This window comes from Roseibium hamelinense (assembly GCF_007830545.1).
Lineage (GTDB): Bacteria > Pseudomonadota > Alphaproteobacteria > Rhizobiales > Stappiaceae > Roseibium > Roseibium hamelinense.
The window spans coordinates 85,838-99,840 of the sequence record NZ_VLLF01000007.1; the positions used below are offsets into that span (position 1 = coordinate 85,838).

General features: G+C 56.8%; 14 protein-coding genes, 1 tRNA gene and 1 riboswitch. Of the genes, 7 read left to right on the plus strand and 8 right to left on the minus strand.

Annotation, left to right across the window (positions count from 1 at the left end; all coding sequences use genetic code 11):
* Positions 1-150: 150 nt before the first annotated feature.
* Positions 151-1,560, plus strand: coding sequence for a nucleotide sugar dehydrogenase (locus JM93_RS14415; protein ID WP_145344663.1), 1,410 nt, complete (start codon positions 151-153; stop codon positions 1,558-1,560).
* A gap of 409 nt (positions 1,561-1,969) precedes the next feature.
* Here the strand turns inward: JM93_RS14415 and JM93_RS14420 are convergent.
* Positions 1,970-2,043, minus strand: a tRNA-Gly gene (locus JM93_RS14420).
* Positions 2,044-2,242: 199 nt separating this feature from the next.
* Here JM93_RS14420 and JM93_RS14425 point away from each other — a divergent pair.
* The gene (locus JM93_RS14425) at positions 2,243-3,052 is read left to right on the plus strand and encodes an ion transporter (protein ID WP_145344666.1); all 810 of its coding nucleotides are present in this window, start codon (positions 2,243-2,245) and stop codon (positions 3,050-3,052) included.
* A 6-nt stretch (positions 3,053-3,058) separates the two neighbouring features.
* Here the strand turns inward: JM93_RS14425 and JM93_RS14430 are convergent, their stop codons facing one another.
* Together JM93_RS14430 and JM93_RS14435 are read right to left on the minus strand one after the other, a co-directional pair.
* Positions 3,059-3,607, minus strand: a complete 549-nt coding sequence (locus tag JM93_RS14430; RefSeq protein ID WP_145344669.1) for a YigZ family protein — start codon at positions 3,605-3,607, stop codon at positions 3,059-3,061.
* 12 nt (positions 3,608-3,619) lie between these two features.
* The gene (locus tag JM93_RS14435) at positions 3,620-4,732 is read right to left on the minus strand and encodes a 2'-deoxycytidine 5'-triphosphate deaminase (RefSeq protein WP_145344672.1); all 1,113 of its coding nucleotides are present in this window, start codon (positions 4,730-4,732) and stop codon (positions 3,620-3,622) included.
* Between the two features lie 117 nt (positions 4,733-4,849).
* Positions 4,850-4,929, plus strand: a riboswitch (SAM riboswitch).
* Positions 4,930-4,967: 38 nt separating this feature from the next.
* On the opposite strand from JM93_RS14435, the gene JM93_RS14440 reads away from it, so the two are divergent.
* Positions 4,968-6,167, plus strand: coding sequence for an O-succinylhomoserine sulfhydrylase (locus JM93_RS14440; RefSeq protein WP_145344675.1), 1,200 nt, complete (start codon positions 4,968-4,970; stop codon positions 6,165-6,167).
* 14 nt (positions 6,168-6,181) lie between these two features.
* Here the strand turns inward: JM93_RS14440 and JM93_RS14445 are convergent, their stop codons facing one another.
* A complete protein-coding gene (locus JM93_RS14445) occupies positions 6,182-6,787 on the minus strand; it encodes a CDP-alcohol phosphatidyltransferase family protein (RefSeq protein ID WP_145345250.1) in 606 nt (201 codons plus the stop codon).
* Between the two features lie 161 nt (positions 6,788-6,948).
* Between JM93_RS14445 and apaG the strand changes: the two genes are divergently transcribed.
* Positions 6,949-7,341 (plus strand): Co2+/Mg2+ efflux protein ApaG, encoded by a 393-nt coding sequence (gene apaG, locus JM93_RS14450; protein ID WP_145345253.1) that lies wholly within the window; start codon positions 6,949-6,951, stop codon positions 7,339-7,341.
* On the opposite strand, the gene JM93_RS14455 is transcribed toward apaG, so the two are convergent.
* Positions 7,338-8,414: an alpha/beta hydrolase family protein gene (locus JM93_RS14455; protein ID WP_145344678.1), complete on the minus strand. Its 1,077-nt coding sequence runs from the start codon at positions 8,412-8,414 to the stop codon at positions 7,338-7,340. The two genes, apaG and JM93_RS14455, sit on opposite strands and share 4 nt — an antisense overlap.
* A 19-nt stretch (positions 8,415-8,433) precedes the next feature.
* Positions 8,434-8,847, minus strand: a complete 414-nt coding sequence (locus tag JM93_RS14460; protein ID WP_145344681.1) for a tellurite resistance TerB family protein — start codon at positions 8,845-8,847, stop codon at positions 8,434-8,436.
* Positions 8,848-9,063: 216 nt separating this feature from the next.
* Here JM93_RS14460 and JM93_RS14465 point away from each other — a divergent pair, with 216 nt between their 5' ends.
* Positions 9,064-10,728 carry a lysine--tRNA ligase gene (locus tag JM93_RS14465; protein WP_145344684.1) on the plus strand — a complete coding sequence of 555 codons (1,665 nt, stop codon included), beginning with the start codon at positions 9,064-9,066 and terminating at the stop codon, positions 10,726-10,728.
* A gap of 40 nt (positions 10,729-10,768) precedes the next feature.
* Here JM93_RS14465 and JM93_RS14470 read toward each other — a convergent pair whose 3' ends face one another.
* Together JM93_RS14470 and JM93_RS14475 are read right to left on the minus strand one after the other, a co-directional pair.
* Positions 10,769-11,701, minus strand: coding sequence for a thermonuclease family protein (locus JM93_RS14470; protein WP_145344687.1), 933 nt, complete (start codon positions 11,699-11,701; stop codon positions 10,769-10,771).
* A gap of 22 nt (positions 11,702-11,723) precedes the next feature.
* On the minus strand, positions 11,724-12,371 hold the full coding sequence (locus JM93_RS14475) for a S24 family peptidase (RefSeq protein ID WP_145344690.1): 648 nt from the start codon (positions 12,369-12,371) through the stop codon (positions 11,724-11,726).
* A gap of 193 nt (positions 12,372-12,564) precedes the next feature.
* On the opposite strand from JM93_RS14475, the gene JM93_RS14480 reads away from it, so the two are divergent.
* Together JM93_RS14480 and JM93_RS14485 are read left to right on the plus strand one after the other, a co-directional pair.
* Entirely contained in the window at positions 12,565-12,909 is a 345-nt protein-coding gene (locus tag JM93_RS14480; RefSeq protein WP_145344693.1) for a DUF952 domain-containing protein, read from the plus strand.
* On the plus strand, positions 12,906-14,000 hold the full coding sequence (locus tag JM93_RS14485; protein WP_145344696.1) for a quinone-dependent dihydroorotate dehydrogenase: 1,095 nt from the start codon (positions 12,906-12,908) through the stop codon (positions 13,998-14,000). Before JM93_RS14480 ends, JM93_RS14485 begins: the two co-directional genes overlap by 4 nt.
* Positions 14,001-14,003: the final 3 nt, after the last annotated feature.

The following is a 14,003-nucleotide window of genomic DNA, read 5'->3' on the forward strand; positions in this document are numbered from 1 at the left end:
GATCGAGTTTGCGAAACTGGAAAAAAGCCGCGTAGGTCTAAAACGGCGAAATGTATAAGTAATTGATATTTCAGTAGTAAATTAGCTGAACCAGATTTGGCACGGCTCTTGTTCCTGTTCCAGCACAATCTCGAACACGGGAGCAGGAAAATGAATGTACATGTTGGAAGCCTTCTCAAACAAACTGAACTCAGCAGCTGGCTGGACCTCGCAAATTTGCAAAAGTCATCCGTCAGCGTCATCGGCATGGGCTATGTTGGAGCCGTGTCACTGGCGTGCCTCAGCCAGCTTGGGCACCGCGTTGTTGGAGCTGACATTGACCAGCGCAAGGTTGATACGATCGGCTGGGGCCAGAGCCCAATTGTCGAGGATCAGCTGGGCGAGCTGCTCAGCGACGGTGTTGCCTACAATCTGCTGACAACCACGACAGACGTCCACCAGGCCGTCTTGGAAACCGACGTCACCTTTGTATCAGTCGGAACGCCGACCAACGAGGATGGTGGCTGCGACACGCGCGCAATCACCGCAGTGGCGCGCACAATTGGCGCGGCGATCGCCGAAAAAGATACGTTTCACGTTGTGGTCTTGCGCTGCTCGGTGCCTCCTGGAACCACACTGAACCTGATGGGGCCGGAAATCGAAGCCATTTCTGGTAAGAAAGCCGGCAGGGATTTCGGTCTGTGTTTTAACCCCGAGTTTCTGCGCGAAGGCACAGCGGTGAAGGATTTTCACGCACCGCCGAAAACCGTCATCGGTGCCAGCGATCTGAAGACCGCGAAAATCATCTCCAAAATCTATGAACCGGTTGATCGGAACATCATCACGACTTCGATCGAGGTCGCCGAGCTGGTGAAGTACGTGGACAATGTCTGGCATGCAACCAAGGTTTGTTTTGCCAACGAGGTTGGCCGTCTGTGCAAACCAATGGGTATCGACAGCCATGCCGTCATGGATATTTTCGTTCAAGACACAAAGCTGAACCTGTCGCCCTACTACCTGAAGCCCGGTTTTGCATTTGGCGGCTCATGCCTGCCCAAGGAGGTCCGCGCTGTTACCCATCTGGCTGATAAGCTGGAGATCGATCTCCCGATGATCAATTCTTTGATCCCATCCAATGAAGAGCACATCGATCAGGCCATCGACATGGTGCGTCAGACACAGCCGAAGAAGGTGGCAGTGATGGGCGTTGCTTTCAAGCCTGGCACGGATGATCTGCGAGAGAGCCCGATCCTCGAGGTCATGGATCAGTTGATCCGAGACGGTGTTGAAGTTGTAGCATGGGATCCGGCCATCGTGCCCGGCCCGCAGCTGGCCGAGCAGTTCAACTACATCCGCCATGCGGCTCCGCACCTGGAGCACTTGGTTGAAAAACTGCCTGAAATATTGATGGATACCCCGGAGATGGCCGCCGACGGCGCTGACACGCTTGTTATTGCCCAAAAGCACAACACCACCCGGGACTTGCTAGAAGCCTACCGGTCGGAAGCGTCGGTCGTGGACCTGGTCCGCGTCTTCGCATCCGCGCCATCCTGCCCCAAATACGCGGGTATCGGCTGGTAAGCTGCAGGTCCCATTTGCTCCCTCTCAACCCCATCGACCCTGAGAGGGAGCATTTTTTCAGCTGCTGCGGTCTGGTTTAATGTGGCTGTCTTTCGGTGTCCCACTCATTTTAAATCCGCCACCTCACCATTTTTGCAATGCTATTGAACACTTGAAATACGTTTCATTTTCCCAGCACAACGCCAAGCATTCATGGTGACGCGCATCGGCAGAATAGCCCCGTCTATTGCCTACCTCGTCACATCGTCGTCGTCTTTGGGAATGCTCTGTTTGGGCAGCTTGGCTGGGAGACTTGCGTCTGAAACCCAAGTGCATTCGAGCGGCAGCGGGCGAGAGCAAAGCGCTGTCTGTGCTTCCCGATTGTTTTACATGAAATGGGGACGCGATTGTGTGCGCATTGGTGGCAGGATGGAGCGGGTGAAGGGAATCGAACCCTCGTCTTAAGCTTGGGAAGCTTCTGCTCTACCATTGAGCTACACCCGCTTGCGCTATGTCATCCTTCTGCGCTCACCGCAGCAGTCTGTCAAGCATTTGCAGCCGGTGCCCAACAGGTCTGTTGATGACTGCGATGCGGGTAGGTCTGAGCGTGGCTTGATCTTGCGAAATGTCCCGCGAAACCCCATGTTGCCGCCGGCTGGAGGGGCGAACTGGCTGCATTGTGAAGTTGGACGCGGAGACGTTTATGCGGGAAAAGGTCAAGGACTTGGTAGGCTCCAAGCGGTGGGAGTTTGTCATCATCGGCCTCATTGTGATCAACGCCGTGACCCTTGGTCTGGAGACAAGCCCCTACATGATGGAGGTAGCCGGTCCGCTGCTTCTGGGCATCGACCGGGCAATTCTCTCTGTGTTCGTGGTTGAAATCGCTTTGCGCCTTTACGCACATGGGCTGCGGTTCTTCAAGGATCCCTGGAGTATTTTTGACTTCGTGATTGTTGGCATTGCCCTTTTGCCAGCAAATGGTCCGCTCGCTGTGTTGCGCTCGCTCCGGATCTTGCGTGTCCTGCGCCTGATCTCCGTCGTGCCGTCCCTTAAACGCGTCATTGGGGGCTTAATTGCTGCCTTGCCCGGGATGGGCTCGATCGTGGTCCTCATGGCTCTGGTGTTTTACGTCTTTGCCGTGATGGCAACCAAACTATACGGCGCAACCTTCCCGGAGTGGTTCGGCGACATTGCCAAGTCCACCTATACATTGTTCCAGATCATGACATTGGAGAGCTGGTCGATGGGCATCGTGCGGCCGGTGATGGAAGCCTATCCGTATGCCTGGCTGTTCTTTGTGCCGTTTATCTTGTGCACGGCCTTTACCGTGCTCAACTTGTTTATTGGCATCATCGTGTCCGCCATGCAGGAAGAGCACGAACAGGAAGCCGATGCCAACCGGCAGGCAATCCATGATGAAACGGTTATGATCCTGGAAGAGGTTAAGGCGCTTCGCGCCGAAGTACGCGAGTTACGAGCGAACATGAACGGCAATGGCAGCCTTCCGCAATAGCACCGACTAAAGCTTTGCAATCTGGGAGGCGGGTCCCTTTACCGTCATCACAACTCCAGAGCTGGTATACTCCCTTGCCAAGACGATCAGGCCAAGGTTGCTGATCGTCTGCTCGAGTTCGGAACTGGCGGCAAAGCCAGCGGTCAATGTTTTTTCCGCCTGATGTTCAAAAGGCACCAGTTCGGCGTTTGCAATGGCGTCTTGCGCAGCGCCGGAATAGGCCCGGGCAAGACCACCGCCTCCCAATTTGATGCCGCCAAAATAGCGCGGGATCAGAACAGCTGCCTCGACGAGGTTGGCCCCTTGCAGAACTTTCAAGGTCGGCATGCCCGATGTTCCAGCCGGTTCGCCGTCGTCCTTGCCGCTCTCTTCGATGCGGCCGTCGGCCAGAAGATGCCGGTGCGCGGTGATGATATGGTTTGCTTTACGATGCTCTTTGCACAGCCCATCGAGCCGCCGTTCAAAGTCTGCAAGCGGCACCAGAAACGCCAGAAACCGGGATTTCCGATCTTCAAGATATCCCTCAGACTCCCGGGTGACAGTCCAGTAGATCATGTCCGGGTCATGTCAGCTTGCTGCCCGGAAGTGCTTGGACAGTTTCAGGGCCTGGCCCTGGTAATTCGAACCGATGCCTTCGCCGTAAAGTCTGTCCGGGCGTTCAGCCATTCGCTCATACACCAGGCGACCGACCGTCTGACCGTGCTCGACAATAAACGGAACGTCATGAGACCGGACCTCCAGAACCGCCCGTGATCCAATTCCACCAGCCTCCGCATGCCCGAAGCCAGGGTCGAAGAATCCCGCATAGTGGACCCGGAATTCGCCGACCAGCGGGTCAAACGGCACCATCTCGGCTGCGAAATCCGGCGGAACATGAACAGCTTCCTGGCTGACCAGAATATAGAACTCGTTCGGGTCCAAAATCAGTTCGGCGGCGTTCCGCCGGAAAATTGGTTCCCAGAAATCGAGCGGTTCATGCGCGCCGGCCCGGTCCACGTCGATCAGCCCGGAATGTTGTTTGGCGCGGTAGCCGACTAGGCTGCCGTTGCCTTGACCCTCCAGGTCGATCGAAAGCTGGACGCCGCCCCCGATGCGCTGATTGCCGCCGCTGACAAGCGTTAGGTTCTCATGCACCTGTTGCAATTCTTCGTCGGGAACGAGGGCCGCACCTCTCCGAAACCGGATTTGGCTCAGCCGCGAACCGGTGCGCACGAGAATGGGGAAGGTCAAGGGCGAAATCTCCGCAAAAAGCGGGCCTTGATAACCGTTTGGAACCGTGTCGAAAGCCAGTCCCTGATCTGTAATCACGCGGGTAAAGACGTCCAGCCGTCCGGTCGAGCTTTTCGGGTTGGTTGTCGCTGAGATGTCCGGCGGCAGGTTTAAGCTTTCCTGAAGTGGTACGATGTACACACAGCCGGTTTCCAACACGGCGCCATTGGACAAATCGAATGCATGCAACTTGAGGGCGTTCAGCCGATCCGCTACCGAGACGCCTGGTCCGGGCAAAAAGCTGGCCCGGACCCGGAACGCTTTGTTGCCGAGCCGCAGGTCGAGACTGGCGGGTTGGATCTGGCCGTCAACCGGAGGCATTTCTGCTGCGATGATGTCGGTCTTGAACATCCCGCTGATCGCGCGTGCGGGCAAAATGCCGTGTGTCTGGTCTCCGGTGGTTCCGCTCATTTTGGCGCCTTAACTCGTTTTTCTTTCATTGTCGTTAGGGCTTAACGGATCAAATCCCGCTCGCCAACCGGAATTTGGGCCCACTGATTGACTGGCCCGGCCTTTTGCCGTATCTCCTGCCCACCTCGTGGTGATTTGGGCCGGCCGGCTTGCAGCCACGTTAAACAAGTTGCTAAAAAGGCCGGGTTGCAAAAACCCCGGTCTTGGCCGGGGTTTTTGCATTTGGAGCATGGACATGGCGAACAACGAAAAGACCAGTGCAGAGAGCTGGCGGGCTGCAACTCAATTGGTACATGGCGGGACAACCCGTTCCCCGTTTGGCGAAACATCCGAAGCCCTTTACCTCACACAAGGCTTTGTTTACAGCGGCGCCGAGGCGGCTGAAGCCCGTTTTAACGGCGAGGATCCGGGCTTTGTGTATTCCCGTTACGCCAACCCTACGGTCGCCATGTTCGAAGACCGGATCAAGATGCTTGAGGGGGCTGAGGCAGCCCGCGCGACGGCAAGCGGTATGGCGGCAGTCAATCTGGCTCTTATGGCCTCCGTCAAGGCTGGCGATCATGTGGTGGCGGCCAAAGCCTTGTTCGGTTCCTGCCGCTATATCTGTGAGACCCTTTTGCCCCGGTTTGGGGTGGAAAGCACGCTTGTGGATGGCACCGATATTGAACAGTGGAAGTCTGCGGTGAAGCCAAACACCAAGGCGCTGTTCCTGGAAAGTCCGACCAATCCGACCCTCGAGATCATCGACATTGCGGCGGTGGCCGAAATCGCGAAAACCGTAGGCGCGCGGCTGATCGTCGACAATGTCTTTGCGACGCCGCTTTACCAGTCGCCGTTGAAGCTCGGCGCGGATGTTGTGGTCTATTCGGCGACAAAGCATATTGACGGGCAGGGCCGATGCCTGGGCGGTGTTGTATTGTCTGACGAGGAATGGATCACCGACGAGGTCATGCCATTCGTCAAGCACACCGGGCCGCATATGAGCCCGTTCAGCGCTTGGGTATTGCTGAAGGGGCTGGAAACGTTGCCGTTGCGTGTAGCACGCCAAAGCGAGAACGCGCGTCAGGCTGCAGATTTTCTAGCGGAACAGGCAGCGGTCGCCAAGCTGATCTACCCAGGACGCGACGATCATCCGCAAGCCGACGTGGCAAAGCGGCAGATGACCGGCGGGTCCACAATGGTCGCCTTTGAGATGTCGGGCGGCAAGGACGCTGCGTTCCGGTTTGTGAATGCGCTCAACCTGATCAGGATTTCCAACAATCTTGGCGATGCAAAAAGCCTGATCACCCATCCGGCGACAACGACCCACCAGTCGATTGGGGAAGAGGCGCGCGCCGAACTCGGGATTTCCGACGGTATCTTGAGGTTCTCCGTTGGTTTGGAAGACCCGCTGGACCTGCTTGAGGATATTGAGCGGGCTCTGGCCGCAGTTTGAACGGTGCAGCCGCTTTACTTCAGCGCACCAACTCCCAGAATAATTCTGGATCCTGCCGAGACGGTGCAGATGCCTGCAAAAACCCAGGCCAAAACAGCAAAATAGCTGGGAAAAAGAGCCATGAGGAGAAACAGGGCGATCGTCTCGGTGCCTTCGGCAAGACCGCTCAAATAAAACAGGGATTTTTGTCCTTGGGCGTCTGTCGACAGCCCGCGTTTTTCCGCCATGATGGCAAAGGCGAGGAAAGCCGACCCGTTGGCGTAAAAGCTGAAGAGAAGCGCGCAGGCGGCGAGCGCGTTCGCCTGTGGATCGTAAACCGCAAAGGCAAGCGGTATCGCGCCGTAAAACACAAAGTCCAATGTAATGTCGAGATACCCGCCGCTGTCGGTTTTCCGGGTATGTCGTGCGACGGCGCCGTCCAATCCGTCGGCAAGCCGGTTCAATACAATGCAGGCGAATGCTGCCAGAAACAGACCGTGCGAGATCAGGCCGGCGGCTGCGAGCCCAATAACAAAGCCGGCCAGGGTGATGGCGTTCGCGCTGATACCCGCCTTGGCCAAAACGCTTCCCGCTTTGTTCAGCGGCGGGTCGATGAGAGGCCTGATTTTTGCGTCGAACATGCGCGGGGTGTAACCTTTCCGGGACAGTGCCTTGGCACATATGCGGAAAACCGACGCCGAGGGCAATACGGGCACTTTCACGGATGCGTCATCGGCACTATAAGCACGCCAGGACATGAAACGTGCCATCGAACTTGACCGGACCGGAGCGCCAAACACCTATGTACCGAGCAGTGACCAACGGAATAGAGGTTTCCGTCGAGCCGTATTACCTCGACGACGAATCCGAGCCGGAAAAGAGCCAGTTCATCTGGGCTTACATGGTCGAAATCAAAAACGGTAGCCGGGAAACCGTTCAGCTCAAGAATCGGTACTGGCGGATCATGGATGGCCTCGGGCGTGTCGAGGAAGTGCGTGGCCCAGGCGTCGTTGGGGAGCAGCCGGTTCTCGAGCCCGGTGATGTTTATGAGTATTCTTCAGGCTGTCCGCTCGCGACCAGCTCCGGATTCATGGAAGGCTCATATGAGATGGAACGCGGCGATGGCACGACCTTCAACGTCGTTATCCCGGCCTTCTCGCTCGATTTGCCCGATGCCGTTCGGTCTGTGAACTAGCTGTCGCCCTTAATTTCCTTTGATGCACGCCGTTCCTTGATCCAGTCAACGATGGCTTCAAGCGCACCGGGCGCGTAGGCCTTGCGGCCAAGCGCCAGAAACGCGGCTTGGCGCCAGGCGGGTATTTCATCCGGGAGCTGATAGTTGAAAAGCCCGGCGCGCAGCAGTCCATGCGTTGCGTGCGGAACCAGCACATAGGTGTTGGCCCGATTGCGCCCTTGCAAAAGAGATTGATAGCGTAGTTGGTTTCCATCCGGGTCGACATTCATGTCTTGCGCGCCATGCACAATTAGGAAAGGGGCGTTTGTGTGAGCAAGTGACACGCTTGCGTCAGCGCTGGCATTCCGTCGGACAAATGCGAACCGCTTGCCTAACATGGGGGAACTTAAGGGCGTCAAGGCCAGGTAGTCGTTGTAAGTAAAAGAGGGGCTCAGAAGCGCGTTGCTGCGTATACGTTGCGCGTCGAGTTTACGCTGGATTTCGTTTTCCGCGTGGCCCCGGAGTTCCAGCTTGCGTCGAGTGAAATACCGCCCCTGATCAAGCCAGTTCACGGCGCCGCCGACAATGACGAAAAAGTTTGCCTCAGGGCTATTTTTTGCAAGCAGAGGCAGAACCCAACCCGCCTGGGAAAATCCGATATATCCCGCCGTGGTGTCCTTGAGTTCCGGAAGTTTTTGAAGCGTTTGCAGCGCAACCGCAGCGAGGTCAGCGCGGTCCTGTATTGAGTGATCAAGCCAGTTTCCCGTGCTGCTGCCGACGCCCGGTTTGTCCCAAGAGAAAACGGCGACGCCATCTTCCAGCAGCCGACCGATCAAAGGCAGCAAAGCGCCGTTCAAGTCTCTGTCTGCAGGGCCATCCCCGTGTACCAAAAGAGCGAGGTGGGAGGCGGTTGACTGCGGAAGGTGCAGTGTTCCGCTGATCGATGATCCTGCAGCACCAAACGTGACGTCCTGGGACTTGTAGCGGGTTAGGTCGAAATCACTCAACCCATGCAGAACAAAGCCGGTCACCCCGACAATCAGGACGCCAAGCACTAGGGCTCCGGCAAGAAGTGTCCGGCGTCTGGGAAACATACTGAGGTGATCGGCCGGATCAGGCGGTGCGGAAGCGGGCCTGTGCACCGCGTTCGATCGCTGCAACGGTCAACTTGTCCAGCCGGAAGCGGTCCCGCAGCATTTGGAGCAGGCGCAATTCTTCTTGGCGCAGGTCGAGATCTGCTGCGGCTACATCAACAGCAAGCGCATACGCCGTGTCATAGAGCTTCGCCGGCAGTGTTACCGAGACTAATTCAAGGGTTGCATCGAGACCATTTGACTGTTGCAGGAGATCTCCGCAGCGCTGGGCCGCCGGTAACACTTCGCTGTCGTCAAAATCCTTGAACACCGGCAAATGCTTGACCATCTCGCCAATGGTGGCCAGTTCGGAGTCGGTCATTGAGCTGTCCGCCGCTGACATGATCACCATCACGTAGACGAGGGCTTCTTGAATGCTGATAGCGTCTTTCATTGATACACTTTGCCTTTTCGACAGCTCGAATAAGATTGCTAGCGAGGCATAGCCGCTCCTGCCCCGCTCTTCAAGAGAGGGCAACGCGACATTTGATTGACGGCGCGCCAGCACTTTTCTAGTGTCGCCGCGCTCCGCAACATTCTCACGGCATGTCTTTCAGCGTGGACGGCGGGGTGTCTTTGCATCATTCAAAACAAGAACAGTACCAAACAAATGACCGATCAATCCCTGCCGACATTGGATCTTTCGCCTGAATTCGTCGAGGCGGCTCAGACGTCTAAAGCCTGGCCGTTCGAGGAAGCGCGAAAACTGGTGAAACGGATCGAGAAGCGGGATCCGTCGCAACCGGTGCTGTTCGAAACCGGATATGGGCCATCCGGCCTCCCGCATATCGGTACGTTTGGGGAAGTCGCCCGAACGACGATGGTGCGTACCGCGTTCCGGGTCTTGACGGAAGACAGGATCCCCACGCGGTTGATCTGCTTTTCCGATGACATGGACGGGATGCGCAAGATCCCGGAAAACGTGCCGGATCGGAGTGCTCTCGAACCATATCTTCAAATGCCATTGACCGCAGTGCCGAACCCGTTTGGCGGCGATCACGAGAGTTTCGGCCACCATAACAACGCCATGCTGCGCCGGTTTCTGGATACTTTCGGATTTGATTACGAGTTTGTCAGCGCCACCGACTACTACAAGTCCGGCCAGTTTGACGAGATCCTGTTGCGTGCCGTTGAGCGTTATCAGAAAATCATGGACGTCATGTTGCCGACGCTTGGCGAAGAGCGCCGGGCAACCTATTCGCCGTTCCTCCCGATCTCACCGACCTCGGGCCAGGTGCTCTATGTCCCGATAAAAGAGGTGAACGCCAAGGACGGCACCATCACGTTCGCGGATGAAGACGGTAAGGACGTCACCCTGCCGGTCACCGGTGGCAACGTGAAGCTTCAGTGGAAGCCGGACTTCGGTGCGCGCTGGGCAGCGCTTGACGTTGACTTTGAGATGTTCGGCAAGGACCACGGCCCGAACATGGCGGTCTACGACAAGATCTGCAAAGTGCTCGGTGGCACACCGCCGGAGCATTATGTCTACGAGCTGTTTCTGGATGACAAGGGCGAAAAGATCTCCAAGTCGAAGGGCAACGGTCTCTCGATCGACGAATGGCTCACCTATGCGCCGACGGAAAGCCTTGCGCTTTACATGTTCCAGAAGCCACGAACGGCAAAGCGGCTCTATTTCGACGTCATTCCAAAGGCTGTCGACGAGTACTTCAGCCATCTGGACGCCTTTACCCGTCAGGACGAGAAGGCCCGTCTGTCCAACCCGGTTTGGCATATCCATAGCGGCAAGCCGCCGCTGACGAATGCAGCGTCGATCCCGTTTGCCATGCTCTTGAACCTGGTGTCCGCATCGAATGCCGACAGCAAGGACGTGCTCTGGGCCTTCATCTCCCGCTATGCGCCGGGCGTGACAGCCGAGAGCAATCCGAGACTTGATGAACTCGTCGGCTACGCGATCCGGTACTTCGAGGATTTCGTTAAACCGAACAAGTCCTTCAAGACGCCGGACGAAGTCGAGCGGGCAGCGCTGCAGGATCTCGACGGCAAACTGGCTGCCCTGCCAGCCGATGCCGATGGCAATGTGATTCAGGACGCGGTTCTGGATGTTGCACGCGGCATCGAGCGGTACCAGGATCCGAAGAAGAAGGGTCCGGATGGCGGTCCGGGTGTGTCGGTTGCCTGGTTCTCCGCGCTTTACCAACTGTTGCTTGGTCAGGAGAAGGGGCCGCGTTTCGGCTCGTTTGTTGCGCTTTATGGGATCAACGAAACCCGGGACATGATTGAAAAGGCGCTCAGTGGCGAGTTGAGTGGCCAATAGCACACGGAATGAGCGGGCCGGCACTGAACAGCAGTGCCGGTTAGCCATCACCCCGCAGTGGCGGCAAATTCTCATTATCCAAAGGCTGTTCCTGTTCTGATGGCAAATCGAACGGGTTTTCAAAACTTCCGTCCAAAAGCTGCTCTCCAGTTTGATTTAAAAAGTCGGCGGTATCGGCTGGCAAATCCACCGTCTCAGGAACGAAAGTATCTGCAACTGGCTGGTCGAGAGCATCAAGCCATTCAGATTGCCACTTGCCGATTTTTTTTTGCTTTGCCTGGGCAACAAGGTCCTTGTAATGCTGCGGCGCATCTTCGCTTGCCTCTGCCCAGCCGTACTTTAGGAGCCATTCGCCAAGGTCGATGTTTTGACGCTTGCAGGTCGCAGATATTTTCCGAGGGCCTAGATCTTCCCGTTTTTCACAGGTGATTGCAAACATACGCACCAGGCCTCGGAGCGATGTGCGGGCCCGCGCTCCACATGGCCAGTTCCCACCGAGTCTGGACAGGCAAGTCTGGTCTGCTTGCAGCGGTTTGATAAAGGCCAGCCGGATGGTCAGGTCTTCGCCTTTCAAGAGGCCAGCATTCAGAACCTGGGGACGCCGGACTTCAAGAGGGCCATCCGGGATCGGCTCGATGGGCGGGTTCTTGAGTTCTTCGTAGGCTTTTGAAGGTGCGACCCGGGTCAGTTGGCCTTGGACCAGAGGTGCACTGACACCTTCAGGGGAGACATCACGGATTTCGGCGGGCAGGGGCGCTGGAGCTGTCGTATCCGAGAACCCGTTCTTGCCGACCGTGTCCAGAGTTGACGCCGTCACCGCCTGGTCGGGAGCAGGGGCAAGAGGCGCGGGTTTTTCATTGCTCGTTTTGACCGGAGAAAGGACATCCTCAGGATCCGTAACCAGCAGCCAAGTCACGACGGCAGCGCTTGCGACGATCACCAATACGGGAACGATGAGCGGCCGAAGGGACATTTTCCGAAGGGTCCTCTGTCTGCTATTGACTGGCCCAAACAATGCGCGCGGTCCACTCGATTTCGGAATGCGTGAAGCTGAGTTCGACGTCCTTGTCATGAAGCGAACTGAAGTCAGTCCGATCTGCAGTGTGCCGGTTTAAGGTGAGGATCGTAAGATCACCATTTGTTTTTTTCACAAGAACACGGTCGCCCCTGCGGATCGCCGTACCCGGCGCGGCGACCACGATGTCCCCGTCCCGGTAAAGCGGCAGGAAATCCGGGCCCGAGACCTCCAAGGCAAACAGGTTTTTGCAAGACGGATCCGGGAACGAAATCTGTTGCCATTGTTTGCCGTTCGGCAACCCGCCGCCATCGAAGGCACCTGGCGAGGCCGCCATCTTTAATCCCGAAATGGGGACCAGCCTGACCTTGCCGACCGGTTCTGCGGTCTCACGCTGTGCGGAACGCATCCCATTCATGAGGTCGGTGATGCCCTCTCCGGTCACTTCAAGGATTTTCGATAGGGATTCAGTTGATGGCCACCTCGGCCTGCCATCGGCTGCAAAACGCTTTGACGGATTAAATGTGGTCGGGTCCAGACCGGCTCTCCGGGCAAGTCCGGATGGAGAAAATCCGTGCCGTTTCGCCAATGCATCGATGGCCGCCCAGACCTGTTTGTGGGAAAGCATGGCTTGTCTCCAGAAGGTAATCACAAGCAAAATCAGGAAAAAATACCTGAGCGCATTTTAAAGACGTGCCGCAGCCTGTCAAAGCTGTCTTGCGACTTTTTGCAGATCGGTGTGTGACCCTGATGCCCGAGCTTGAAACTCGGTGGGCCTTCCAGTACCTCCTGCGGTCAGAGTGTGACTAGGGTGGGATTCCATGGCGCGGATTTTTAAAATTGTTCCCAAAGCGATGTGGCAGGATGCGGAAGCTGCGGGTGTTTTTCGCGGCGCGCCAATTGACGTCGCCGATGGTTATATTCACTTCTCCTCGGCAGATCAGGTTCGCGAGACAGCTGAGAAACACTTTTCCGGCCAAGCGGACTTGCTCTTGGCGGCATTCGACGAAAGTTCTTTCGATAGCAACCTCAAGTGGGAACCCTCGCGCGACGGTGACCTGTTCCCGCATCTCTACGGCTCTCTGGATGTTAAACTGGCAATATGGGTCAAGCCCCTGCCGATGCGTGCAGATGGAAGCCATGTATTCCCGGACCTAGATGCATGAGCCAATCAATTCTGGAGCGTGTCGCCTTCAAGGGGCTCCACCTTTTGGACGCGGAAACAGCCCACAACGTGACGCTGAAAGCACTTAAGCACGGGTTTGGGCGCGCATACCCTGGCGATGCCGACCCACGTTTGGCGCAGACTGTATGCGGACTGAATTTTCCGAATCCGCTCGGTATGGCTGCCGGTTTCGACAAAAATGGCGACGTGCCGGACGCTGTTCTCAAAATGGGTTTTGGCTTCACCGAGGCCGGGACCGTGACGCCCAAGCCTCAGCCTGGAAATCCAAAGCCGCGCGTATTTCGGCTGACAGAAGACCGTGGGGTCATCAACCGGTTTGGGTTCAATAATGAGGGCCACGAAAGCCTGCTCCGGAAGCTAAAGGCAAGAGGCAATACGGGCGGCGTTTTGGGGATCAACATTGGCGCCAATAAGGATGCTTCGGATCGCCCGGCTGATTACGTGGCGGGTATTCGTGCCTTCGCTGGTTTGGCTTCTTATTTCACAGTCAACATCTCCTCTCCGAACACACCCGGCTTGAGAAATCTGCAAGCGAAAGAAGCCTTGCGCGACCTGCTCAGCCGCGTCTTGTCAGCCCGCAACGAGATGGTTGCTGAAGGCGTTCACAGCGTGCCGGTGTTCTTGAAGATCGCGCCTGATATGGCAGACGGTGAACTCGAAGATGTTGTCGGGGAAGTACTGGAGCAGCAAGTCGACGGCTTGATTGTGTCTAACACGACGTTGTCGCGTTCGGGACTGACAAACACCGCGCTTGGGAACGAGGCCGGAGGCTTGTCTGGAGCGCCGTTGTTCAGGCGGGCAACTGTTGCCCTTGCCAAGGCGCGCCGGTTCGCGGGGCCTGAACTGCCTATTGTTGGCGTTGGTGGCATTGACAGCGCTGAAACGGCCTGGATCAAGATTACCGCCGGAGCAGATTTGCTTCAGGTTTACTCCGCGCTCGTGTTCCAAGGGCCGGTGTTGGTGCGCGATATCCTGGAGGGATTGTCCAAAAAGCTTGATGAGACAGGTGCCGCGTCTCTGCGCGATGTGCGCGATACCAATCTCGAGGCATGGGCAAACGCCGAAGTGTAAACC